Source organism: Limosilactobacillus caviae (assembly GCF_014635905.1).
In the GTDB taxonomy this organism is placed as follows: domain Bacteria; phylum Bacillota; class Bacilli; order Lactobacillales; family Lactobacillaceae; genus Limosilactobacillus; species Limosilactobacillus caviae.
The window spans coordinates 144,244-167,787 of record NZ_BMDS01000003.1 but is presented as its reverse complement, the minus strand read 5'-3'; the positions used below and the strand labels follow the sequence as shown (position 1 = coordinate 167,787).

Genomic DNA, 23,544 nt, shown 5'->3' with positions numbered 1-23,544 from the left:
TGCTAAATAAGACTCATTTATTGCAAAAGGAGACCTTTAAATTGAAACATTATGATGATTTCCCGCTAGATGGAACAATTAATCAACAGATAGTATGTTTTCATCACCTAGATAAGCACCATGCAAGTCCATTCCATCATCATATTAACCATGTTGAATTACTTCTATTTCTGAGCGGCAATGTTCAATTCTTTTCTAAGAAAATTGTTTTTAAACCGCATCCTTTTGACTTAATCATTATTCCTGCCGGTACTTGGCATCGTGCTTACACATTAACAGCGACAAAATATGAACGAATTTTTATTAATATTCAAACTACAAAAATCAAGGAACTTTCTACTGCCGATACAAACTTAATGCAGTGTTTTACAAAACTTCCCTTAAAGTGGGATATCAATGTTGTACATCTAGATCAGACAACAGCAAATCACTTTGTCAATCTTTGTCATCAAGTAATAATGATGCTTGGAAAAAATGGATTTGGCGTTGATATCAATTTGAATATCCTTCAGGCAGAATTATTGTTAATCGCAAATAAAGCTGTGCATAGAAAAAAAGCCGAGGAAATTAATCCTCAGCCAACCAAACTTCAACAACTTTTAGACTATATTGATACTAACCTCGATCACGATCTTTCGCTTAACCATCTAGCTAATTACTTTTTCTTAAATCCCGATTATCTCAATCGCTATTTCCGTAAAGAAATCGGCCTTTCTATTCATGTATACATTAAACAAAGTCGGTTAGAAAAAGCTCGCCGCTTACTAGCAGAAGGCGAAACACTCAGTAAAACTGCTCAAATGTGTGGTTATAAAAATTACAGCAGTTTTATCCGTGCCTTTACAGAAACTGTCGGAATCTCCCCTGGAAAATTTCGTAAGCTTAATATTAAATAGCTTCTATCAAACTACAAAGCTAATAAAAAAGCAGTATTTAAGAAAAATTCATTTCCTAAATACTGCCTCTTTTTAAACTTCTAAATTCTTTAATTCTAATAAAATTGTATTCTCAGTTACAGAGCCATGACGAGCAATACTAAGGCTTTTGGCAATCTCTAATGATTCTTTAGCCTTTTCTGGTTCGTCTTTTAAAAGATAACTCCGACCTATGCATAGGTAAAGCTCATCCAACAAGAATAAAGAATCATGTTCACGGCACAGCTCAATCCCTTTATTCGCAACATCAATAGCGTTATCAGGATCATCAAGTTGAAGGTATAATTCTGAAATTTGACAATCAATTGAAGCCCATTGATAAAGACTACCAATTAGCTTCTTATTATCAATTAATTTTACTGAACGATTAGTTAAACGTGCAGCTCGTTCTTTATCTCCCCGCTTTAAATATGCTAATGCCATCCCGGCAGTTGTCATTGCTAAGTAGATATTAGCACTAGTAGTAGTAAACTGTGTCAATACCAATTCAAAATTAAAAATAGCTTCATCAAGCTGATCACTTTCTACCTGAACCATCCCAACAAGGTAGTAGTAACGTTGCTTATCAAAATCACTTTCTAGATTTTTAACATGAACCTTTTTTAAAAGAGTTGAAGCATCTTCAAAATTACGTGAAATTAAACTATCAACAATTTGGTTAAATGTTTCATTGATTCCACTAACTTCATTTTCGACAATTCGATCAGAAGAAATATTTAAGCGTTCACATATTGCCGTTAAAATATCCATTTTGGGTAAGCGATTTTGTTTTTCCATTAGGCTAATCGTCGCCTGGGTACAAATCCCTTCAGCTAGGGCTGTCTGGGACAATCCACGCTTGCGACGAATTTGTTTTAATACGTCTCCTCGGAGTTTCATTGTTTACTTTCCTTAATCATAATTGTTGAATATAAAAATCCTTTATAAAACGGACTATTGCCAATCGTATTATACCACTATTAAGGACTTAGCAATCATTAACTTATTAATAGTCACATTATTATAAAACACTAAATAAATTAATACTAATTAAATGCTTGTCCTTAATAATATTATAAAAAATAACTACATAAAATCGCTAACTAAAGTCACCCCCGTGTGATCTCAATCGCTATAAACAGCGTCAATACTGGCATAATTGACGTTCACATTGTTATGTACCTATATTATATTATAAAAACGTTGCACTTCAATACTAATATATCAGACTTTTGCTTATTCTAAATATATTGATTGTGAATTGTACATAATAGAGGTTCAAAGCTCGATAAATTGAACTCTGAACCTCTATCGGTATCTTTACTAATTATTATATTTCTTTTGCCCAACACGTTCTGTGCCAAGTTTACGGAAGTCATATTTAATCTTGCTATTACGCTTAAATTCCTCTAGCCCTAACTGAATTAACCGATCAATTAGTTCTGAGTATGAAATCCCTGAAACTTCCCACATTTGAGGATATAGACTGATATTAGTAAATCCAGGTAATGTGTTTGGTTCACCCAAGTATGGCACATTATTGCTATCAACTAAGAAGTCGATGCGAGCCAATCCTTTCATCCCCAATGCCTTATATGCTTTTAGGGCCATATCAGTAATTTCATCAACTAAGTATTGTGGCAACTTAACTGGTAATTCAAAAACGACCCCACTAGCATCAACGAATTTATTTTCGTAATCGTAGAATAAGTCATCTTCAGGAACCCGTACCGCTCCTAATTTTGAAGCAATTGGATGTTCATTACCTAAAATTGAAATTTCAACTTCCTGTGGACGGTCAATTCCTTGTTCTACTAACACCTTATAGTCATATTTGAATGCATCATTAAGTGCCGCTTCATATTCCTCAGCATTAGTAACCCGGTGGATACCAACCGATGAACCTTGTTTTGCAGGTTTAATAAAAGTAAGATTACCAAGCTGCTCTTCAATCCGACCCCATGAGTAATCTGCTCGATTTTCTGGAGTAACTAAAACATAAGGAGTATTGCGAATCCCGGCTTGGGTAATAATCTTTTTAGTAAGGTCCTTATCAAAAGCCATTGCGCTTGCTGAAATATTAGAACCAACGTAAGGCTTATTTAATAACTTAAAGAGGCCTTGAATTGTTCCGTCTTCCCCTAAGTTTCCATGAATAACCGGGAAGAAGAAGTCAATCTCTTCTTGCTCGTTTAACGCCATAATTGGTGCTAAAGGACTAGATAAATCCATCTTTTGATAAGCTTCTTTTACTACCTGGTCTTCAGGTTGACCATCAAAGATTTTTTGTGAGTCCTCATTATTAAGTAAAATTCCGTCTTTAGTGAACATAAAGAGGCTTACATCATATTTATCTTTATCCAAGGCATCATAAATATTGTGCGCCGACCGCTTCGATACATCGTGCTCTGAGGAATTTCCTCCAAACAATAAAGCGATATGTAGTTTTTTGGTCATTATAAATACCACCTTAAATATTTTTATCTTAACCGTTTTCCTAGAACTTTAAGTATACCATGAACTTCACTTGTCCGCTACAATTAAGTCAAAATAAAAAAACTGGGAAAATTATTTTTTCTCAGTCTTTTGAACTATTCAATTACTTAACTTCAACAATCCAGTTCTTATTTTCATCTTTTGAGTTTAAGGCTGCTGGATCATCAACAACCGCTTCATTTATCTTAGTAATCTTGCCATCAACAGGACTATCAACATCAGTAACTGCTTTTTCTGCTTCAACTGCAATAAACTTATCAGCTTGCTTAAGAGTCGTTCCTACTGCTGGTACATCAATAAAACTTACTTCGCCTAGTTCATCACGGCCAGCATCATTTAACCCGATCCGCTTAGTACCATCAGCTTGTTCTTTTACCCAAAAATAACTCTTTGACATTTTATGACCTCGCTATCTAAATTCACGATTACTACTAAACATATACGAATGGTGGTGGTAACGCATCGACATTACCATCCCAATCCCAATCAAGTTACCGATTAATGAAGATCCCCCTGCACTAATAAATGGTAGCGGAATCCCGGTTAATGGTAAGAGTCCAACATTCATCCCGATATTTTCAAACACGTGGAATAGAATCATCATGATAACCCCGGTTGAAATATAAGCATAAAATTCGTTCTTGGTATCAAATGTTACCCGAATCATTAAATAAATTAGTAACAAGTAGATAAGAATTAATAAAACTCCACCGATGAACCCAAAATTTTCACCGATAACAGAAAAAATCATATCTGATTCACGAACTGGAACATACACTTTAGAATTATTGAATCCAGTTCCAGTAATTCCACCTGAACCTACAGCCTTAATACTTTGCCATAACTGATACCCCTGATTAGTAGTATCTTGTTCAGGATGGAGCCAGGTATCAACACGGTCAAACTGGTAAGCCTGAAAGCCAACGTGCTCAAGAATTTGACGACCAACGGAACTTGTCACCATTGCTAAAGCAGATCCCCCCACAACCACTAAGACTGTTGCAGCGGGAGCCAAAATTCGCCAAGTCACTCCTGAAACTAATACCATTCCGCAGAAAATAGCGAAGAATACTAACCCCGTCCCAAAGTCATTTTGAAACTTAAGGGAAATCAAGATTGGCAATAACCATAAAAACATGGTCCCGATTAAACGCCAGTCGGAATCAACCGTATGAACGCTATAACGATTATTATGAGTCGTAATAACCCGCCCCATCATCAAAATATACGCAGGTTTCATTATTTCTGACGGTTGAAATGTGAACGGTCCAATCGCAAACCAGCTTTTAGCCCCTGTACTTGCGTAATAAGCCCGACTATAAAAGACCAGTATGGCAAACATTAGGAACACACTTAGCCAATATACAATCGGCGCTAATTTCCATAATTGCTCAGCATCAAACTGCATAATAACAATAATTAAAATGGTTCCAACCGCATACCAAACTAATTGAGTAATAACCTGTCGAGCAACACTAGTTTGCTGACGGTCATGAACCGCAGCCACATATATTGAAGCAAGACCAATTAAGGCTAGTAAGAGAACACAGAATATAATTCCCCAATCAATTCGACTCTCTACATCATTTTGTGAACGTTGCATTACCAAACTCCTTTACAAAATATTAATTAAAGAGGATGGTTCACCAAACTAATGCTGGTGAAGATGGTATTGTTGAAGGATTATTTCTAAACCTTCTTCTTGAGAACGAACATAAAATTCGCTCTGGTCATTTATCAGCATTGCTTTGAAACGTTCATTATCGGTTACAACTTCACCAATCAACCGGTCACCAATAAATATTTGCTGAACTGGTTGGTTACGACGTTCAATATCTTTAACGCTGACTTCTATTTTTTTATCTTTCTTTGACACTTTTTCACCCTTAATAACTATTATTGCTACTGACGACGAAAAGTAAAATGATTTGGGACAGGATCATATCCGCCACGGCAAAAAGGCTGGCACCGAAGAATACGCCAGCATCCAAGTAATAACCCTTTTAGGCCAAATCGTTGGAGAGCTTCAAGCATATATTGTGAACATGACGGCATAAACCGACATACTCGAAATTGGCGACGTGCCGAAATTGTACGCTGATACCAACGAATAAACCGACATAACATCCCGACCATTTTTTATTACTTCTTTCGCTCAGTTTTTTGCATCCGTTCCAACATCTCACCAGCACCCTTAGCAACGTTATCTAATGGGTCCTGAGAAACAACAACTGGTACCTTTAGCCGAGCACTAAATAACTGATCAATTCCCTTTAATAATGAGGTCCCACCAGTTAACATAATTCCTCGGTCAATAATATCACTAGCTAATTCTGGTGGAATAGTTTCCAACACACTGATCGCTGCTGATACAATTTGCTCAAGTGTATCATGCAATGCTTCTTCAATCTCATTTTCATTAACAGTGATTTGCTTTGGCATACCAGTAGCAACATCCCGTCCACGAACATCCATTGTCTCTGGATCATCCACACGAAGAGCTGTTCCTAAATCCATCTTAATCTTTTCAGCAGTATGCTCACCAATGACTAACCCATGCTTATTTTTAATGTAAGAAGCAATATCGCTATTCATCTTGTCACCAGCCATCCGAATCGATTGACTAGAAACAATATCTCCTAATGAAAGGATGGCAATATCACTAGTTCCACCACCCATATCAATAACCATGTTTCCACGAGGTTTAAAGATATCAAGGCCAGCCCCGATTGCAGCAACTTTAGGTTCATATTCAAGATAAACCTTTCCGCCACCTGACTGCTCAGCTGCCTGAATGATAGCCTTTCGTTCAATCTCCGTAATGTTAGTTGGGGCACAGATCATAATATTTGGCTTTGACATAAACCCTTTAACACTCAGTTTACCAATAAAGTATGAGAGCATTTCCTGGGTCACATCAAAATCGGAAATAACTCCATCCTTTAATGGACGAATAGCCCGAATATTGCTAGGGGTCCGGCCAACCATTCGGTAAGCTTCCGAACCAACAGCCAATACTTTATTGGTCTTTGTATCAACCGCAACAACTGACGGTTCATTTAGAACAATGCCTTTACCTTGAACATAAATCAAAACATTGGCAGTTCCTAAATCAATTCCAATATCCTTTGCCATTAATTTATTCTCCTTTTAGCTAGTAAAGTGTTAACACTAAACTCGTTAATATCGTTCGTAATTATACCACAAAATAGGGGTCAATACAGGAGTGGCTTGCGACTTCAAGCATTTCCCCTAGTCCTGGTTAGTTTTATTTTTTGATGGTTTTACATCTAATTTAATTTTATCTTCAAAATCAACCCGGTCGATCTTCGCACCTAATTGTTGTAATTTTTGGTGAAAATGATAGTAACCGCGGTCAATATATTTCAGGTTACGGACTTGTGTTATTCCATCAGCTACTAGGCCGGCTAAAACCAAAGCAGCTCCGGCACGCAAGTCAGAGGCAGCAACCTCCGCCCCGCTAAAATGTGTTGGACCATTGAGAACGGCAACCGGACCATTAATTTGAAAATCGGCATTCATTCGTCTTAATTCTTCAAGATGCATAAATCTTTTCTCGAAAATGGTCTCATCGAGCATACTCGTTCCATTAGCTAACAATTGTAAAACTGACATCTGTGGCTGGAGGTCAGTAGGAAAGCCAGGATAAGGAAGCGTCTTGATATTAGTGGGGATTAAAACTGAAGTCCCTAAAACACGAATCCCGTCTTCTTGAACAACAACTGTTACGCCCATTTCTTCCAGCTTAGCTATTAATGAAGAATTATGCTTAGCGATGGCTCCTTCAACAACAACATCACCATTTGTAATCGCGGCTGCAATCATAAATGTACCAGCTTCAATTCTATCCGGTATTACATAATGTTCACATCCATGAAGGAAGTTTACTCCTTGAATACGGATAATCTCGGTTCCGGCACCATGAACCCGTGCTCCCATCTTATTTAGCATATTTGCCAAATCAACAATTTCTGGCTCACAGGCTGCATTTTCAATTGTCGTTATTCCTTGAGCAAGAGTAGCTGCCATCATAATGTTTTGTGTAGCTCCTACACTTGGGAAGTCTAAGTAGACATGATCACCGATTAAATGATCCGCACGTGCTTCTAAATATCCATCATGCTGTTCAATGATTGCACCAAGCTGACGCAATCCTTTTAAATGCAGGTCAATCGGTCGCGAACCAATCGCGCATCCTCCAGGCAATGCAATCTGCGCATGTCCAGTTCGGGCAAGGAGCGGTCCAAGAACAACCATTGAAGCCCGCATCCGAGTAACATATTCCAAGGGTGCTTCTGAAGAGACAGGGTTAGATGCATCGAGTGTAAGCGAATGATTTCTTTCGTCAAAATCTACTTTAAGATTTAAGAAGCGCAACAACTGATTCATCGTTGTTACATCTGATAAGATTGGAACGTTTGTTAATTGTACATTCCCGCTTGAAGCTAAAATTGCTGCTGCCTGAATCGGTAAAACAGCATTCTTAGCCCCTTCCACTTTCACTCGACCGGCTAATCGCTGACCGCCCTTGACAATAATTTTTTCCATAAGTTCCTCCAGTAATAACTATCGAATTAAATATGTCAAATTACCAATTGCACTTAAGATATTTAAGAAAAACGTTGCACATAAATATCCTAGTCCAGTGGCCATCAAAACAATGAGTAAAGGTAATGTTCGCGGTGGTCGGTTAAAAAAATGTTCAAAATGAATCCCTTGAATGGCCGCAAATGCTAACCAAACGAAGGCAAGTTGGACCACTATTTCAATTAAGGCCCGTAATCCTGTAATTTGCAATCGATCACCTTCTTTTAAACTAAATTTAATCATATCATATCATAAGATCAAATTAGCATTTTATAAAAAAGCTTAATGTTATATTAAATAAGATTTCCAGATAAATAAAAAAGGAATAATGGCGTTAACCACAATCCCTTTTTTATATTAATATTCTACCTTAAATATTGCGCTGTTTGGAAGCAGCATTCAAACGGTTGATAGCACGCTTAAGGTGAACCTCAGCACGTGATAAGTCGTTTTGATTATGCTTCTTCTTCGCTTCGGCAATTGCAGACTCAGATCGCTCCTTAGCTTTCTGTGCCCGCTCAACGTCAATTGTTTCAGGCATTTCAGCACTATCAGCTGCGATTATAGCATTATGACCATCAAATTGAATGATCCCACCATTAACTGCAGCAACTTCATCAGTGCCTTCAGAATGTTTAATTCGGACTGTACTGATTTCTAGCGCAGCAATCAATGGTACGTGGTTAGCCATGATACCCATTTGTCCACCTGCAGTGTTCATAACGAGCATTGTAACCTTTTCATTATCATAGACGGTGCCATCTGGAGTAATAATAGTGACCTTAAAAGTATTTTCAGCCATAATTATCCCTCCTAGTCTTCTGAGCTATCTTCGTCAGTATCAGCTTTCATTTTATTTGCCTTTTCAACAACGTCTTCAATTGGTCCAACTAAACGGAAAGCTTCTTCTGGAAGATCATCATACTTACCAGCAAGGATTTCCTTAAAGCCTTTGATTGTTTCTTTTAATGGAACATATTTGCCTGGTAAACCAGTAAATTGTGAAGCAACACTAAAGCTTTGTGAGAGGAAGTTTTGAATCCGCCGTGCACGAGCAACAATAGTCTTTTCTTCATCAGATAATTCATCCATACCTAAAATAGAAATGATATCTTGAAGTTCATGGTATCGTTGAAGAACGTGCTGAACCTGTGTAGCAACTTCATAGTGTTCTTTACCAACAATTTCTGGAGTAAGAGCAGTTGAAGTCGAAGCTAATGGGTCAACAGCTGGGTAAATACCAATCTGAGTTAACCGTCGCTCCAAGTTAGTAGTTGCATCCAAGTGGGCAAATGTTGTAGCTGGTGCAGGGTCGGTATAATCATCGGCAGGAACGTAAACGGCTTGGATAGACGTAATTGATCCCTTCTTAGTTGAAGTAATCCGTTCTTGTAGCTGACCCATTTCAGTAGCCAATGTTGGTTGGTAACCAACGGCAGAAGGAATTCGGCCTAAAAGGGCAGAAACTTCTGAACCGGCTTGAGTAAACCGGAAGATGTTATCAATAAAGAGAAGAACATCTTGACCTTTTACATCACGGAAGTATTCCGCGATTGTTAAACCGGTTAAGGCAACCCGCATCCGGGCACCAGGTGGTTCGTTCATCTGACCATAAACCATGGCCGTCTTTTCAAGAACCCCAGAGGCCTTCATTTCATAGTACATATCGTTACCTTCACGGGTACGTTCACCAACACCTGTGAAGACAGAAATACCATTATGACCTTGGGCAATATTGTGAATCAATTCCTGAATCAAAACGGTCTTACCAACACCGGCACCACCAAATAGACCAATCTTACCACCACGAACATATGGAGCTAGCAAATCAATAACCTTAATACCAGTTTCCAAAATTTCAGTAGCGTTGTTTAAGTCATCATACTTTGGTGCATCACGGTGAATAGGCATCCGCTTTGCATCAGGACCAAATTTCGGTCCGTTGTCAACAGGTTCACCTAAGACGTTAAATACTCGTCCCAGAGTATCATCACCTACTGGTACACTAATTGATGCCCCAGTATTTTCAACTTCCATACCCCGTTGAAGACCATCAGTACCGTCCATGGCAATTGTTCGAACAACGCCGTCACCTAATTCCAAGGCAACTTCAGTCGTTAAAGTCTTACCATCGCTTTCCTTAATCTTCAAAGCGTCATTAATTTCAGGAAGTTTTTCGTCTAAGGGAAATTCAACATCAACAACTGGTCCGATAACTTGTAAAACTTTACCAGAACTCATGTTGTTTCCTCCTACGTTAGAAAATTATTCTTGGGCAGTCATACCACCAGTGATTTCAGTAATTTCAGTGGTAATGGCTGCTTGCCGTGCTCGGTTATATTGCAATTCGAGAGTCGAGATAATGTCATCAGCATTATCCGTTGCTGAGCGCATTGCATTAGCACTTGACGAGTGTTCTGATGTCTTTGCATCAAGAATCGCTCCATAAATCAAGCTTTCTGCGTATTGAGCAACCAATGCAGAAATGATTTCCGTATCTGACGGTTCAAATTCATACTCGGATGAAACATGAGCAGCACTTACATCAGAATTACTTAATTCTGTATTATCTTCTGCAATTGTTTCATCATCTTCAAGTAATGATTTTTCGGTAATTGGAAGTACATCGTGAACAATAACTTTTGATGTAATACGGTTAACATAGTGGCTATAAGCCATATACATTTCATCAAATACTTGGTCACTGTACATTTGAACAGCAGTCTTTACGATGCTATGAACTTCACGATATGTCGGAACATCGCTAACTCCTGAATATTCGTAAACGACATTCATTCCTCGCTTCTTAAAGAATTCTGTTCCTGTCTTACCAACCGTCAAGAAAACGGTGTTGTCTTTATCAAGATTGTGCTTAGCCATCATATCTAGCGTTTGCTTGATAATATTACTATTATAACTACCAACCAAACCCCGGTCAGACGTAATCACAAGCACCCCAGTTTTTTTAACTGCGCGCTTTTTAAACAGTGCAGCGTAAACATCATCTTGCGAAGCTGCAGATGTTGCGCTGTGAGATTTAACCAGATCAGACAACATTTGCTTAACCTTCTCAGCATATACTTCGTAGGTCTGAGTATGGTGTTGAATTTGATTCAGTTTTGCGGTTGAAACCATTTGCATCGCCGAAGTAATTTGACGCGTACTCTTTGTGGAATCAATCTTATGTTTAACTGCAGCGAGTGAAGCTGGCACTAAATCTCACCGTCCTTTCGACTAATCATCATTAACTATTTTTCTTCAGCGGCTTGCTTTTTGGTTCCTTGAAATGATTCAGAGAACTTAGCAACAGCATTTTGCAAGTCGTCGCCTTCTGGTAATTTACCAGTCTTCTTGATGGTGTCGTAGAGGTCTTGGTGGTTAGCATGCATGTAAGCAGCCAATTCACTTTCATAACGTTGAACATCTTCAATCTCGACCTTATCGATAAAGCCACGTGAAAGAGCAAATAATGTTACAACTTGTTCTTCTACTGGTAGCGGATCATGTAAGCCTTGCTTTAAGACTTCCATAGTCCGTTGACCACGAGCCAACTTAGCTTGTGTAGCTGCATCTAGGTCAGAACCGAATTGAGCAAATGATGCCAATTCGTTATATGAAGCAATATCCAAACGTAAAGTACCAGCAACCTTCTTCATTGCCTTAACCTGAGCGTCACCACCAACACGAGAAACCGATGTACCAGCGTCAATAGCTGGACGTTGACCTGCATAGAATTCATCAGAATCCAAGAAGATCTGACCATCAGTGATAGAAATAACATTAGTTGGAATATATGCAGAAACGTCACCAGCTTGTGTCTGAATAATTGGCAAAGCAGTCATAGAACCTCCGCCAAGATCATCAGACAAACGAGCAGCACGTTCTAGCAACCGTGAGTGAGTATAGAAGATATCACCAGGGTAAGCTTCACGACCAGGAGGACGACGAAGAATTAATGAAAGTTCACGGTAAGCATCCGCTTGCTTTGATAAATCATCATAAACAATTAGGACATCTTTACCATTGAACATAAATTCTTCACCCATCGCTGCCCCTGCATATGGTGCAATGTATAACATAGGTGCAGGGTTAGAAGCACTAGCTGAAACAACAATTGTGTAATCTAATGCCCCATATTTCCGAAGGGTTTCAACACTAGCCCGAACAGTTGATTCCTTTTGACCAATAGCAACATAAATACAAATTACATCTTGGTTCTTTTGGTTAATAATGGTGTCCAATGCAATAGCAGTTTTACCTGTTTTACGGTCACCAATAATCAATTCACGCTGACCACGTCCAATTGGAACTAAGGCATCAATAACCTTAATACCAGTTTGAAGTGGTACACTAACACTCTTACGCTCCATAACACCTGGAGCTTTACGTTCAATTGGGCGAGTCTTATCTGTCTTAATCTCACCAAGACCGTCAATTGGACGACCTAGTGAGTCTACAACCCGTCCCAATAATGCATCGCCAACGGGTACTTCCATGATTCGACCCGTCCGCTTAACGGTGTCTCCTTCACGAATGCCTGTGTAATCCCCTAAAATAACAATACCCACATCATTACTTTCGAGGTTTTGAGCCATTCCGTAGACCCCGTTACTAAATTCGAGCAACTCACCTGCCATAGCATTATCTAAGCCATCGGCACGAGCAACACCATCACCAACATAGGTAACAGTACCCGTTTCTTCGACAGATACTTTGTCTTGGTAGTTGGCGAGTTGTTTTTTGATGAGTGAACTGATTTCCTCAGTTTTAATGCTCATAAAGGTCTCACCTCTTTGAAAAAAGATATATTTATCTAACTAGTAAACGACGAATTTGCTTAATCTTTGAGCTGAGACTACCATCCAATGTCTTATTATCAACGTGGACAATAACCCCACCTAAAATTTCTGGATCAACATGTTTAGTTAAGGTAACTTCATTAGCACCAAAACGTTTTGCAAGATTAGCTTTAAGTTGATCCTCTTGTTGTTTATCGAGTTGGATCGCTGTGATAACGTCAGCATGCATCCGTTTCATCTTACGGTCATACCGCCGTTCAAACTCATCAATAATTGCGACCATGCAGTCAATGCGGCCGTAATCAAAAACCATTTGAATTAAATTGGCAACGTACTTTGAAGCACCCTGCTGTAAATCTTTAATCAATGATTTCTTTTCATCAAGTGACAGTTGAACTCCCGCAAGTGCGGTGTCCAATCCCTCGTTGTCCTCAAAGACTTGGCGTAAAGCAATTAATTCTTGATAAGTTTGATCGAGTTCATTATCAGCATCGACCAATTCAAACAGTGCCTTCGCATAGCGATCAGCAACCGTCTTCTTATCAAGACTCATGTTCTACCAACCCTTCAATATAGGAATCGATCAATTCTTTTTGATCGTCTGCCTTTAGTTCTTTTTGGATGAGTTTGGAAGCAATCTCAATAGATAAGTTTGCAACGTCATCCTTAGCACTGTTTAATGCATCGCGACGTGCCTGTTCAGCATCTTTTTGTGCTTGTTGCTTGAGAGCTTGTGCATCTTTTTGCGCCGTTTCAACAATCTGTGCTCGTTGAGTCTCACCAGACTTTTTAGCGTTGCTTACGATATCAGCAGCCTCTTGCCGGGAGCTTTGTAACTCAGCTTGACGCTTTGCAGCCATTTTTTCAGCACTTTCACGTGAACGGGCAGCATTATCGATGTCATTAGCAATCTTATCCGCACGCTTCTTCATCATATCAGTTACCGGTTTCCAAGCAAAATGCTTAACCAGTAGCATCAAGATAATAAAAGTAACGATGTAGAATACTAAGTCACCAATGTATAAACTGTTTGATTCAGCTAACACACTGTTTACAAACATCTATTGACACCTCCTTATCTTAAAATTAAAAACTTAAAATAATTACTTGTTCATAACAAGGAAGCCAATAACGATGGCAATAATAGGCATGGCTTCAATCAAACCAACACCAATAAACATCGTTGCTTGTAATCTACTTTGTAATTCTGGTTGACGTGCGATACTGTCAACAGTGTGTCCGATTAAGATACCGTCACCGATACCACCACCGATAGCGGCACCCATAGCCGCGAGTCCTGCAGCAATTGCTCCTAATGCCATTTTAAAATTCCTCCTTAGGGATTATTATTCGGAAATCTTCCGAGAAATATAAACCGTCGTTAATGTTACAAAGACATATGCCTGAATTGAACCGATAAATACGGAGAATCCTTGCCATGCAAGTTCCAAAAGTAATCCTGGAATAATGGTTAAGGCTCCATGTGAGAGTGCCATGTTGGCAATTAAACTCATCAAAAGTTCACCGGCAAAAATGTTACCAAAGATACGGAGACCTAGAGTTAAGAAGTTAGCAAAGTCCTCAATAATGTTAACAGGCAACATTAATGTAAATGGCTTGGTGTATCCTTTAAGATACCCGCCAAGGCCATTATGTGCTACCCCAGCAGCATGTGCTAATACCATTACCATTAGAGAAAGTGTTAACGTAACAACTGGATCTGCCGTTGGACTTCTAAGTACTTCAGCCCCATTCCAATGGAATTGGAAAATTAAACCGAATTGGTTTGCAAAGAAGATAAAGACAAACAAAACAAAAGCAAAGAAACTATAATGTCCTTGTTCTGATGCCGGCATCTGACTCCGCACAATTCCGTTAGTGAAGTCAACTAGCCATTCAAAGACATTTTGCGCACCAGTCGGCTTCATCTGGATCTTTCGTGACATCCCGTAAAGAGTGAAGAACACGATTGCGTAGATAATCAGTCCAGAAACAATATTCGTTGTATTGAAAGTGAGTCCGAAAAGCTTAAAAGTTAAAGCATCACCGCCCATTCATATTCCACCTCTTTCCTTATAACAATAATTTGGCTTGTAAATTGGACGAACGTTGCAAATAAAACGAACTACCCCAAGTTACGAATGTTAATATATCATTAATTTGATTAAAATTCAAAAAAATATTAGTAGTAGATAACACTACTAATCGGTTGATAACCCTACAAAGAAACCGATTTCAACATTTTTTGCAAACTTTTCTTTTAATCTTTATTTTTCTGCAACTACTTAATTACTCTGTCGCATTATCAAACGAAAAAACAGGATGGGAGATTTCTCATCCTGCTCTAAATTTACACTTCGCTTTTTGCCTTTTGCGGTAGTATAAGGTTCATTAAAATTCCTAAAACTGCTGCAACTGCTAAACCAGAGAATTGATATTTGCCTAATTGAAGATAAGCATTACCGATTCCGATCACTAAAATTACAGATGCGATCATCAAGTTCCGCTTTTCATTAAAGTCGATTTTATTCTCTATCATCACTCGCAAACCGCTTGATGCAATAACCCCAAACAATAAGAAAGAAATTCCGCCAATAACTGGAGAGGGGATTGATTCAATTAACGCACTGAGCTTACCAATAAAACTAAAGAAAATGGCAAATGCTGCTGCTCCAGCGATAACATAGACAGAATGCACACGGGTAATTGCCATTACACCAATATTCTCACCATAACTGGTAACAGGAGGTCCACCAACAAATCCGGCAATAATGGAGGCCGTTCCATCTCCTGCAAGAGTATGATTTAATCCTGGATCTTTAAAATAGTTTCGCTCTGTAAGCTCATTTAGGACCATAATATGACCAAGGTGCTCAGTCATTGTCACAAATGCAATCGGCGCCATACTTAAAATCGCACCCCAATATAATTGCGGATGGTAATCAACAAAAGGAATTTGAAAATCAGGAAGGCTAAACCAGTGTGCTTTCATTACCGGGGCAAAATCGACAACTCCAAATAATACAGCAATAATATACCCTGCAACAATCCCCATCAAAATTGGAATTAATCCAAGAAATCCCTTAAAGTACATATTAAAAATTACGGTTATCGCCATTGTCAGCATTGCAACCGCAAAGAAACGCAGGTCATAATGGCCAGTTGCTGAATTAATCGTTGCATCTTTAGCAGCAGTTCCAGCAAGCGAAAGACCAATTACAACAACAATCGGTCCGACAACGATTGGCGGCAGTACGTGATCAATCCACTTTGATCCTAATAATGTTACAATCACGGAAACAATTAAATAAACGCAGCCCACGGCAATTGTTCCTTGCGCAATCCCCGGATATCCCGTAGTTTTCATCAAAGCCATCATTGGTACAATAAACGAGAAACTCGATCCCATATATGCGGGAATTTTATGTTTGGTAATCAATAAATACATTAAAGTACCAACACCAGAACTAAATAAGGCAATTCCTGGATTTAGTCCGACCAAAATTGGAACTAAGACGGTTGAACCAAACATTGAAAACATATGCTGCAAGGATAACCCGAACCAATGCCAGGGAGCTGGTCGCTCATCAACGTCCAACACAACATTATCACGATGTGCCATAATATCCTCCTAAGAAAAAACGACCTTGGAATCCAGCTCCAAAGTCGTTTTATCCTAGAATATCCCTATCGAGACAGTAAGATTTTATCCGCACCTTTGAAGCCTCACGGGACTCCGATTAAAGGTCTATTTATAAGTTATTCGTATATTACTTTGTTTTTGTTTGATTGTCAACAACTGATTTTCTTCGCTTAGTCATTACCCAAGCTGTCATCGGTACAGTAATTAGGACGCCAATAAAGGCAATTAGAATTTCGATCATTTCAGCAACAAAAATTTTGTTATTCATAATTGTTCCAAACGAATAGTGAAGCCCTAAGAACCAAATAAATAAGGCTAAAAAGCCACCAAAAAATCCAAAGAAGAGGGTATTAAATGTCGTCCCAATAATTTGCTGACCAATCGCCATCCCGCTATGAATCAACTGCCGGTCAGTTCGATCAGGGTGATTTTCAAGAATCTCAGTTAAACCGGATGAAATTGCCATAGCAGCTTCAGCAATTGCTCCCAATGAACTCAAAATAGTAGTAGTAACCGAAACTTTTAGGTAACTAATCCCAATTAAGATTGACATTCCTTCCAATTCGTCACTATCTTCCGTTCCAAACCCTTGAACCATTGCCCAGTGTTCAACAACAAAAATTAAAATCAAAATCAAGCTTAATACGATTAAGGACGAATAGAACGCAGTAACCGTCGTTCGTAGGTCGTCTTCACCCATAAAAATTGTAATTGCTAAAATGGTAATTCCGATTGTCGTAGTAACAAATAATGGCGGAACATGAAATGCTACTAGAATAATTGCAAAATATAGAAAGCCAAAATTAAGCAACAAACTTAAAAATGCTGTCCACCCCTGTTTTCCACCAACAAGAATCATTAAAACAAGCAAAACTAATCCTAAGCCAGTAATTGTCGTCATTTTGGCACCTTCTTCCCAAGTAATAACGCACCAAATAAGCTTACAAGTGGAACGGAGAGGACAATCCCAATCCCGCTAATTAGACTTTGAATCGTTCCTAAACTCATATTCATTGCATAAGTGTACCCCCACGAATTACCGTTTTTAATGTATAAAAGACTGCCAGTAAAAGTTTCGACCATAAAAATTAAGAATAAGACATTAATTAGCGGTCCCATAATCGATTTTCCAACATTACGACCGGAAATAAATAATTGCTTACGAGTTACTTGAGGATTCAGTTGTTTCAACTCAAACAACGTTGCGATAATATCACTTGATTCGTCCATAACCGCTCCTAATGAACCCAACAACGTCTCAGCTAAAAACAAAGGCCGCGGTACCTGAGTTACATACTCCATGGATTCATAATAGACCCCCCGCTCATGAGTCCATGCGAATACCAGCATACTAACGCCTAATGCAATGAATGTTCCCATAACTGTTGCCGCAAAAGTAGCTAGCATTCGTTTGCTAAAACCAAGAACTAATAAAAGGCTAATAAAGGTAAAAATGACAGCCAAAATACTGAAAAGCATCATAATATGCTGCCCATTTTGTCTCAAATCAATTTCAATGGCAATTAAAAAGAGAATCGCATTAATTACGACACTCAAAAGCGCAAATAATCCCGGCCTGCCCATCAGCAAAAGAAGCATTAAAATCACAAGCCATAGTAAAAAGACAATCACTGTATCACGCTTATAACCATCAACATTCGCCGTTAACTTACCATTTTGTTTACGAACCTGGGTTAAAAAAATTTCGTTTCCCACTCGATAATGCTGATCCATCGGTTGTGAATCACTATAGGTATTTTGCACCGTTAATTCTTGATTGCGGTACTTTCCGTTCATCAGTTTTACCCGCAATTGCTGGCTATATTGATGATCGACATTATCAAATTGATCTTTTACCCTTCGCTTACCGACCGTTCGTTCACTCATTACCTTTGCAATGGGCTGCCGGTAAAAACGTTCGTTATGACTAGTAAATAAGACTGCTGCTAGTCCTAATATAACCAGGGAAATAAGCAGCCATATTCTTCGTCTCGTCCAGTATTGCTTAACCACACCCACATCTCCTTAACAACAGCAAACTATTGTTATTTTACTATTAACAATTTGTAAGAAAAGGATTTAGGAAAAATCTTTACTTTTCCTAAATCCTTTTTTAGTTTTCTACTAACCAATGCTGAACTAAATTTTTTACTGCTGGCATTGAATCACAGGTAGTAATCGCTTCTTGATAAAGTTCCTGACACTTTTTTCGGTCAAGCTGTCGCATCATCGATCTTGTTCGTAAAATTGAACTAGCACTCATTGAGTAAACATCAAGACCCATCCCGATCAATAAGGGCAGCGAATACCGGTCACCAGCCATCTCACCGCACATTTCAACCGTTGTATTGTGAGCATGGCCAGAATCAATAATGTGCTTTATCAGCTTAAGAAAAGTTGGATTCAAAGGCTGGTAAAGGTACGAGACAGAATCATTACCACGGTCTGCTGCAAAACAGTATTGAATTAAGTCATTAGTTCCAATACTAAAGAAATCAACTTCTGCAGCTAATCGTTCAGCATTTAAAGCCGCTAATGGAACTTCAATCATTATTCCCAATCGAATATCTTTTCCAATTTCAGGATGATCAACCGCCAACTTTTGCTGTTCCTCGTAGTAAATTTTCTTGGCAGCTTGAAGTTCTTCCAGTGTCGTAATCATCGGAAACATAATACTGATCTTTCCGAATTCAGATGCACGAAGAAGCGCTCTTAATTGTGTTCGAAACATCTCCGGTCGGTCAAGAGCGATCCGAATTGCCCGATACCCTAAAAACGGATTCATTTCTTTTGGTAACGGCATAAAGCGTAATGGTTTATCACCACCAATATCCAAAGTTCTAACAACTAATCGTTTCCCTTTTAACTGCTCAACAGCTTTTCGATAAGCATTAAATTGTTCATCTTCGGTTGGTAAATGATCACTTTTCATGTAAAGAAATTCAGTACGAAATAGGCCAACACCGTCCGCACCATTCTCCATTGCTGAAGAAATATCAACAGAAGAACCAATATTAGCAGCAATTTTATATTTAGAGCCATCGGCCGTTACTGATGGCTTATCTACCATTTGTTGCCATTGTTGACGAACATTCATAAATTTATCGGCAATTTTTTGGTATTGACTAATTTCAGTAGTTGCCGGCTCAATAATTGCATTGCCTTCAAACCCATCGACAATTACATTCTGACCATTTGCCGCTTTTCTTGTAATATCATTGCATCCAACAATTGCAGGGATCTGCAAAGAGCGCGCCATAATTGCTGCATGACTGGTCCGGCCACCAAGATCAGTAATGATCCCCTTTACAAAACGAGCATCCATCTGGGAAGTATCAGAAGGACCGATCGAATGAGCAATCACAATTACTGGGTGATCTAATGCTCGTAAATTAGGCAGCTCTTTCCCCTCTAATTCAGCAAGCACCTGATCTTGAATGTTCTGAAAGTCAGCAGCCCGCTCCTGCATGTACTCATTTCCTGTCATTGCCTGAAGTGTTTTGATCGCCTTTGTTATTACTTCAGCAAAAGCAGACTCTGCATTTAACCGTTGATTAGTTATCCGGTTCTCTACTTGTTTGATCATTTCCGGATCATTAAGAATAGCAATATGGGTATCAAATATTGCCAAATCTTCATCACTAAGTTTACCAGTTAGGTTCTTTTTAGTCGTTTCCAAGTTACGAACAATCTTGTCAAAAGCATTATGCAAGCGTTTCTTTTCACTGCCCGCATCACTAACATGGTACTTTTCAAAACTTAAATTAGGTTTTGTTAACAAGTAGGCCGGAGCAATCCCAACCCCATCACTTGCAGCAATCCCATTAACTCGGGTTACCATTCATCAATCCCTCTTTTCTAATATAGTACCTATTATAAGCGAAAGCCTTTTCAACGCAAAATCATATTTAAAAGAAAAAGATTGGCGAAACATTAAGCTTCCCAATCTCCTCAGTTACCTGATAAATATTTAAATTTTACTTAGTACCAAAAAGCCGGTCACCAGCATCACCTAATCCTGGTACGATATAACCATCTTTATTAAGGTGGTCATCTAATCCAGCAGTATAAATATCAACATCTGGATAAGCTTCACGAACAGCCTTAACTCCCTCAGGGGCAGCAACTAAACATGCAAATTTCATATTTTGTTCTTGGCAGCCGCGCTTCTTTAATGCTTCGATCGCCATCATTGCAGAACCACCCGTAGCAAGCATCGGATCAACAATAAATAATTGCCGTTCTGTAATATCATTTGGAAGCTTTACAAAATATTCATGAGGTTTCAATGTTTCCTCATCCCGATACATTCCAATAAAGCCAATTTTGGCTGCAGGAATAAGGTCAGTCATCCCATCGACCATCCCTAATCCGGCACGTAAGATCGGAATAATAGCAACTTTTTTCCCTGCAAGCTCTTTTTGAGTCGTCTTAGCAATCGGGGTTTCAATCTCAACATCCTTTAATGGCATGTCACGCGCAACTTCATAAGCCATTAAAGTTGAAATTTCTTTAACAGTTTCCCGGAAAAACTTTGTCCCTACATTTTTATCCCGAATCATTGTTAACTTGTGTTGAATCAGTGGATGATCAATAACTTCAAATTTGCCCATGCTAAATACACTCCTTTAAATTTCTTCACTATTCTACCAAAAAAATCAAGGTGTGACAAAGAATCCTAACAACTTTTTATATTCATATTTTCCTAGTTGATTGGGTACTTAGCAGTCAGTTTTTGAACCTGCTCCGCTACCTGCTGTAATTTTTCTTCATCAGTTGGATTTGTTAGGGCAGTAATGATCAGTTCAGCAACTTGCTGTGCATCTTCTTCCTTGAAACCACGACTCGTAATTGCTGGAGTTCCGATTCGTAAACCACTGGTAATGAATGGGCTTCGGGGATCATTTGGGATCGCTTCTTTATTTGTTGTAATGTGAATACGGTCAAGAAGATTTTGCGCATCTTTTCCTGTCAAACCGGTTTTAGTAAGGTCCAAAACAAGGAGATGATTCTCGGTCTTTCCTGAAACTACGCGAACCTGTTCGCTTGCCTTAAATACTTGGCCCATTGCAGCAGCGTTTTTTACTACCTGTTGAATATATTTAGTATATTCGGGCTGCAAATCTTCATAAAATGCCTGTGCTTTCCCTGCAATAACATGTTCTAACGGTCCACCCTGAATACCTGGGAAAACCGCCGAATTGATCTTCCGGCCTAGCTCAACCGACTTAGATAAAATCATTCCTCCTCGTGGTCCGCGTAATGTTTTATGAGTTGTTGTCGTTACAACGTCCGCAACCGGAATTGGACTTGGGTGCGCCCCTGTGGCAACCAAGCCGGCAATATGGGCCATGTCGACCATTAAGTAAGCTCCAACCTCATCAGCAATCTTGCGGAATGCCTGCCAATCAATAATCCGGCTATATGCAGATGCTCCTGCTACTATCAATTGGGGTCTTACTTTCTTAGCTAAATTCATGATCTCATCATAATCAAGTTCTTCAGTTGCTGAATTAAGGCCATAGCCATACGTTTTATATAACTTTCCACTAAAGTTAACAGTTGCTCCGTGGGTCAAATGACCACCAGCATCCATTCCCATCCCTAGAATTACATCGCCAGGCTTAAGCAGTGCTTGATACACTGCCATATTAGCTTGTGATCCAGAGTGAGGTTGAACATTAACATATGCCGCGTCAAATAACTTTTTAGCATAATCAATGGCTAACTGTTCAACCTGATCGATAAATTCACAACCACCGTAATAACGCTTATTAGGATACCCTTCAGCATACTTATTAGTTAAAACTGATCCTTGTGCTTCGCGAACAGCGTCTGAAACAATATTCTCTGATGCGATTAGTTCAATCGTATCTTGTTGCCGCTGTTCTTCGTTTTTAATTGCTGCCCATAGCTGGGGTGACTTCTTACCGTAGTTCATTCACGACATCTCCTCTGGTTATAAATAAAGAGGCTGGTAACTACTCAGTCTCTTTATTATTTTATTGAGATTTTTAATTAGACAGTGGTTTCTCTTCCACTCAACTGTCTTTATTTTACCGCATTACTATCAAAGTGCATACCACCAGCAGACTTATTTAACCGATTCATATACGCACCACCTAAATCATACGCTGGAAATGCTTGGGTAACAATTGCCTTAACGTTAGGCTGATCATCAAATTGCCGTAAACCATCAAATAAACGGGCACTGGCATCTTGAACATTTTTACCTAATGAGAATTGGATCGCATTCATTGGTAATACTTCTTGCTGGAGAATTTTGCCCTCTGCCATCATCCCGACATCGAATGGCTGTTGGCGAATCCATTCAACGACCTTGTTCCAATCAGTGCCCTCGTCAACAATATACACCTGAGCTTTAGGAGCATAATGCTTATATTTCATCCCCGGCGCCTTAGGAACTTCATTTTTTCCGACTTTATGATGATTAATATCAATTGAGCCGATTACTGATTCAATATCTTTCTTAGTAACAGCACCAGGACGCAAAATTACCGGATGGGCTGTTGACATGTCAAGAACGGTCGATTCAACCCCTACTCGTGTCGGACCGTTGTCAAGAATCCCCGCAATTTTGCCATGCAAGTCATGGTAGACATGCTGAGCAGTAGTCGGGCTTGGTTTTCCAGAAGTATTAGCAGATGGTCCAACCATTGGGACGCCCGCTTCTTCAATAAGGTCAAGCGTTGGCTGACAATCTGGATAACGGAAAGCAACTGTTTTTAAACCACCAGTTACCGTTTTTGAAAGGACACCTTTTTTAATCTTTAAAATAATGGTTAAAGAGCCTGGCCAAAATGCAGCCATTAGCTTTCGAGCATTATCAGGAATTTCTGCAGCATATTTTTCAACCATTGAAATTGAATTAACATGGACAATTAACGGATTATCACTTGGCCGTCCTTTTGCTAAGTAAACATTTTTAACCGCCTCTTCGTTTGTTGCATCAGCCCCTAACCCATAGACAGTTTCTGTCGGAAATGCAACTAATTCACCACGTTTAATTGCAGCTGCTGCCTGGGCAATCTCACCATGTCGAAAAATTCTCGTATCCATTCTT

General features: G+C 39.0%; 25 protein-coding genes. 1 reads left to right on the top strand and 24 read right to left on the bottom strand.

The window, feature by feature from the left end; all coding sequences use genetic code 11:
- Window positions 1-41: 41 nt before the first annotated feature.
- A complete protein-coding gene (locus tag IEU90_RS05620) occupies window positions 42-896 on the top strand; it encodes a helix-turn-helix domain-containing protein (RefSeq protein ID WP_188357847.1) in 855 nt (284 codons plus the stop codon).
- Between the two features lie 72 nt (window positions 897-968).
- Here the strand turns inward: IEU90_RS05620 and IEU90_RS05615 are convergent, their stop codons facing one another.
- From IEU90_RS05615 to IEU90_RS05500, 24 genes are all read right to left on the bottom strand, one after another.
- Entirely contained in the window at window positions 969-1,814 is an 846-nt protein-coding gene (locus tag IEU90_RS05615) for a helix-turn-helix domain-containing protein (RefSeq protein WP_188357846.1), read from the bottom strand.
- A 423-nt stretch (window positions 1,815-2,237) separates the two neighbouring features.
- Window positions 2,238-3,371, bottom strand: a complete 1,134-nt coding sequence (locus IEU90_RS05610; RefSeq protein WP_153710180.1) for a D-alanine--D-alanine ligase family protein — start codon at window positions 3,369-3,371, stop codon at window positions 2,238-2,240.
- A gap of 142 nt (window positions 3,372-3,513) precedes the next feature.
- Window positions 3,514-3,807, bottom strand: a complete 294-nt coding sequence (locus IEU90_RS05605; RefSeq protein ID WP_153710179.1) for a glycine cleavage system H family protein — start codon at window positions 3,805-3,807, stop codon at window positions 3,514-3,516.
- Between the two features lie 12 nt (window positions 3,808-3,819).
- A complete protein-coding gene (locus tag IEU90_RS05600) occupies window positions 3,820-5,013 on the bottom strand; it encodes an FtsW/RodA/SpoVE family cell cycle protein (protein WP_188357845.1) in 1,194 nt (397 codons plus the stop codon).
- A 48-nt stretch (window positions 5,014-5,061) separates the two neighbouring features.
- Window positions 5,062-5,286 (bottom strand): DUF2969 domain-containing protein, encoded by a 225-nt coding sequence (locus tag IEU90_RS05595; RefSeq protein ID WP_163704866.1) that lies wholly within the window; start codon window positions 5,284-5,286, stop codon window positions 5,062-5,064.
- Window positions 5,287-5,312: 26 nt separating this feature from the next.
- Window positions 5,313-5,546: a membrane protein insertion efficiency factor YidD gene (gene yidD / locus IEU90_RS05590; RefSeq protein ID WP_153710177.1), complete on the bottom strand. Its 234-nt coding sequence runs from the start codon at window positions 5,544-5,546 to the stop codon at window positions 5,313-5,315.
- A 6-nt stretch (window positions 5,547-5,552) separates the two neighbouring features.
- Window positions 5,553-6,545 carry a rod shape-determining protein gene (locus IEU90_RS05585; protein ID WP_153710176.1) on the bottom strand — a complete coding sequence of 331 codons (993 nt, stop codon included), beginning with the start codon at window positions 6,543-6,545 and terminating at the stop codon, window positions 5,553-5,555.
- 117 nt (window positions 6,546-6,662) lie between these two features.
- Entirely contained in the window at window positions 6,663-7,979 is a 1,317-nt protein-coding gene (gene murA / locus IEU90_RS05580) for a UDP-N-acetylglucosamine 1-carboxyvinyltransferase (RefSeq protein WP_153710175.1), read from the bottom strand.
- Between the two features lie 18 nt (window positions 7,980-7,997).
- Window positions 7,998-8,261: a DUF1146 family protein gene (locus tag IEU90_RS05575; protein ID WP_153710174.1), complete on the bottom strand. Its 264-nt coding sequence runs from the start codon at window positions 8,259-8,261 to the stop codon at window positions 7,998-8,000.
- A gap of 127 nt (window positions 8,262-8,388) precedes the next feature.
- The gene (locus IEU90_RS05570; RefSeq protein WP_153710173.1) at window positions 8,389-8,820 is read right to left on the bottom strand and encodes a F0F1 ATP synthase subunit epsilon; all 432 of its coding nucleotides are present in this window, start codon (window positions 8,818-8,820) and stop codon (window positions 8,389-8,391) included.
- Window positions 8,821-8,831: 11 nt separating this feature from the next.
- Window positions 8,832-10,259 (bottom strand): F0F1 ATP synthase subunit beta, encoded by a 1,428-nt coding sequence (atpD, locus tag IEU90_RS05565; protein WP_153710172.1) that lies wholly within the window; start codon window positions 10,257-10,259, stop codon window positions 8,832-8,834.
- Between the two features lie 24 nt (window positions 10,260-10,283).
- Window positions 10,284-11,231, bottom strand: coding sequence for a F0F1 ATP synthase subunit gamma (locus IEU90_RS05560; protein WP_188357844.1), 948 nt, complete (start codon window positions 11,229-11,231; stop codon window positions 10,284-10,286).
- A 35-nt stretch (window positions 11,232-11,266) separates the two neighbouring features.
- Window positions 11,267-12,796 carry a F0F1 ATP synthase subunit alpha gene (gene atpA, locus IEU90_RS05555; RefSeq protein WP_153710171.1) on the bottom strand — a complete coding sequence of 510 codons (1,530 nt, stop codon included), beginning with the start codon at window positions 12,794-12,796 and terminating at the stop codon, window positions 11,267-11,269.
- A gap of 31 nt (window positions 12,797-12,827) precedes the next feature.
- Entirely contained in the window at window positions 12,828-13,370 is a 543-nt protein-coding gene (atpH, locus tag IEU90_RS05550; protein ID WP_153710170.1) for an ATP synthase F1 subunit delta, read from the bottom strand.
- On the bottom strand, window positions 13,360-13,878 hold the full coding sequence (atpF, locus tag IEU90_RS05545) for a F0F1 ATP synthase subunit B (protein ID WP_153710169.1): 519 nt from the start codon (window positions 13,876-13,878) through the stop codon (window positions 13,360-13,362). The genes atpH and atpF overlap by 11 nt, the downstream gene beginning before the upstream one ends.
- A gap of 42 nt (window positions 13,879-13,920) precedes the next feature.
- Window positions 13,921-14,139: a F0F1 ATP synthase subunit C gene (gene atpE, locus IEU90_RS05540; protein ID WP_003666561.1), complete on the bottom strand. Its 219-nt coding sequence runs from the start codon at window positions 14,137-14,139 to the stop codon at window positions 13,921-13,923.
- 24 nt (window positions 14,140-14,163) lie between these two features.
- Window positions 14,164-14,871, bottom strand: a complete 708-nt coding sequence (gene atpB, locus IEU90_RS05535; protein WP_153710168.1) for a F0F1 ATP synthase subunit A — start codon at window positions 14,869-14,871, stop codon at window positions 14,164-14,166.
- Window positions 14,872-15,167: 296 nt separating this feature from the next.
- Entirely contained in the window at window positions 15,168-16,439 is a 1,272-nt protein-coding gene (locus IEU90_RS05530) for a solute carrier family 23 protein (RefSeq protein ID WP_188357843.1), read from the bottom strand.
- Between the two features lie 148 nt (window positions 16,440-16,587).
- Complete coding sequence (locus tag IEU90_RS05525) at window positions 16,588-17,361, bottom strand: YibE/F family protein (protein ID WP_153710166.1); 774 nt, start codon at window positions 17,359-17,361, stop codon at window positions 16,588-16,590.
- Window positions 17,358-18,473: a YibE/F family protein gene (locus IEU90_RS05520; protein ID WP_188357842.1), complete on the bottom strand. Its 1,116-nt coding sequence runs from the start codon at window positions 18,471-18,473 to the stop codon at window positions 17,358-17,360. The genes IEU90_RS05525 and IEU90_RS05520 overlap by 4 nt, the downstream gene beginning before the upstream one ends.
- 100 nt (window positions 18,474-18,573) lie before the next feature.
- Window positions 18,574-20,301, bottom strand: coding sequence for a phosphoenolpyruvate--protein phosphotransferase (gene ptsP / locus IEU90_RS05515; protein ID WP_153710165.1), 1,728 nt, complete (start codon window positions 20,299-20,301; stop codon window positions 18,574-18,576).
- A 136-nt stretch (window positions 20,302-20,437) separates the two neighbouring features.
- Complete coding sequence (gene upp / locus IEU90_RS05510) at window positions 20,438-21,073, bottom strand: uracil phosphoribosyltransferase (RefSeq protein ID WP_153710164.1); 636 nt, start codon at window positions 21,071-21,073, stop codon at window positions 20,438-20,440.
- Window positions 21,074-21,165: 92 nt separating this feature from the next.
- Window positions 21,166-22,401 (bottom strand): serine hydroxymethyltransferase, encoded by a 1,236-nt coding sequence (gene glyA / locus IEU90_RS05505; protein ID WP_153710163.1) that lies wholly within the window; start codon window positions 22,399-22,401, stop codon window positions 21,166-21,168.
- Between the two features lie 110 nt (window positions 22,402-22,511).
- Window positions 22,512-23,540 carry an L-threonylcarbamoyladenylate synthase gene (locus tag IEU90_RS05500; protein ID WP_153710162.1) on the bottom strand — a complete coding sequence of 343 codons (1,029 nt, stop codon included), beginning with the start codon at window positions 23,538-23,540 and terminating at the stop codon, window positions 22,512-22,514.
- Window positions 23,541-23,544 lie beyond the last annotated feature (4 nt).

Coding starts and splice junctions, on each gene's coding strand:
- atpB (WP_153710168.1), bottom strand. CDS start 14,871: ATGGGCGGTGATGCTTTAACTTTTAAGCTTTTCGGACTCACTTTCAAT.
- IEU90_RS05530 (WP_188357843.1), bottom strand. CDS start 16,439: ATGGCACATCGTGATAATGTTGTGTTGGACGTTGATGAGCGACCAGCT.
- atpA (WP_153710171.1), bottom strand. CDS start 12,796: ATGAGCATTAAAACTGAGGAAATCAGTTCACTCATCAAAAAACAACTC.
- IEU90_RS05525 (WP_153710166.1), bottom strand. CDS start 17,361: ATGACGACAATTACTGGCTTAGGATTAGTTTTGCTTGTTTTAATGATT.
- IEU90_RS05500 (WP_153710162.1), bottom strand. CDS start 23,540: ATGGATACGAGAATTTTTCGACATGGTGAGATTGCCCAGGCAGCAGCT.
- IEU90_RS05585 (WP_153710176.1), bottom strand. CDS start 6,545: ATGGCAAAGGATATTGGAATTGATTTAGGAACTGCCAATGTTTTGATT.
- atpH (WP_153710170.1), bottom strand. CDS start 13,370: ATGAGTCTTGATAAGAAGACGGTTGCTGATCGCTATGCGAAGGCACTG.
- murA (WP_153710175.1), bottom strand. CDS start 7,979: ATGGAAAAAATTATTGTCAAGGGCGGTCAGCGATTAGCCGGTCGAGTG.
- yidD (WP_153710177.1), bottom strand. CDS start 5,546: ATGGTCGGGATGTTATGTCGGTTTATTCGTTGGTATCAGCGTACAATT.
- atpD (WP_153710172.1), bottom strand. CDS start 10,259: ATGAGTTCTGGTAAAGTTTTACAAGTTATCGGACCAGTTGTTGATGTT.
- IEU90_RS05570 (WP_153710173.1), bottom strand. CDS start 8,820: ATGGCTGAAAATACTTTTAAGGTCACTATTATTACTCCAGATGGCACC.
- IEU90_RS05615 (WP_188357846.1), bottom strand. CDS start 1,814: ATGAAACTCCGAGGAGACGTATTAAAACAAATTCGTCGCAAGCGTGGA.
- upp (WP_153710164.1), bottom strand. CDS start 21,073: ATGGGCAAATTTGAAGTTATTGATCATCCACTGATTCAACACAAGTTA.
- ptsP (WP_153710165.1), bottom strand. CDS start 20,301: ATGGTAACCCGAGTTAATGGGATTGCTGCAAGTGATGGGGTTGGGATT.
- IEU90_RS05610 (WP_153710180.1), bottom strand. CDS start 3,371: ATGACCAAAAAACTACATATCGCTTTATTGTTTGGAGGAAATTCCTCA.
- IEU90_RS05600 (WP_188357845.1), bottom strand. CDS start 5,013: ATGCAACGTTCACAAAATGATGTAGAGAGTCGAATTGATTGGGGAATT.
- IEU90_RS05605 (WP_153710179.1), bottom strand. CDS start 3,807: ATGTCAAAGAGTTATTTTTGGGTAAAAGAACAAGCTGATGGTACTAAG.
- atpF (WP_153710169.1), bottom strand. CDS start 13,878: ATGTTTGTAAACAGTGTGTTAGCTGAATCAAACAGTTTATACATTGGT.
- atpE (WP_003666561.1), bottom strand. CDS start 14,139: ATGGCATTAGGAGCAATTGCTGCAGGACTCGCGGCTATGGGTGCCGCT.
- IEU90_RS05575 (WP_153710174.1), bottom strand. CDS start 8,261: ATGATTAAATTTAGTTTAAAAGAAGGTGATCGATTGCAAATTACAGGA.
- glyA (WP_153710163.1), bottom strand. CDS start 22,401: ATGAACTACGGTAAGAAGTCACCCCAGCTATGGGCAGCAATTAAAAAC.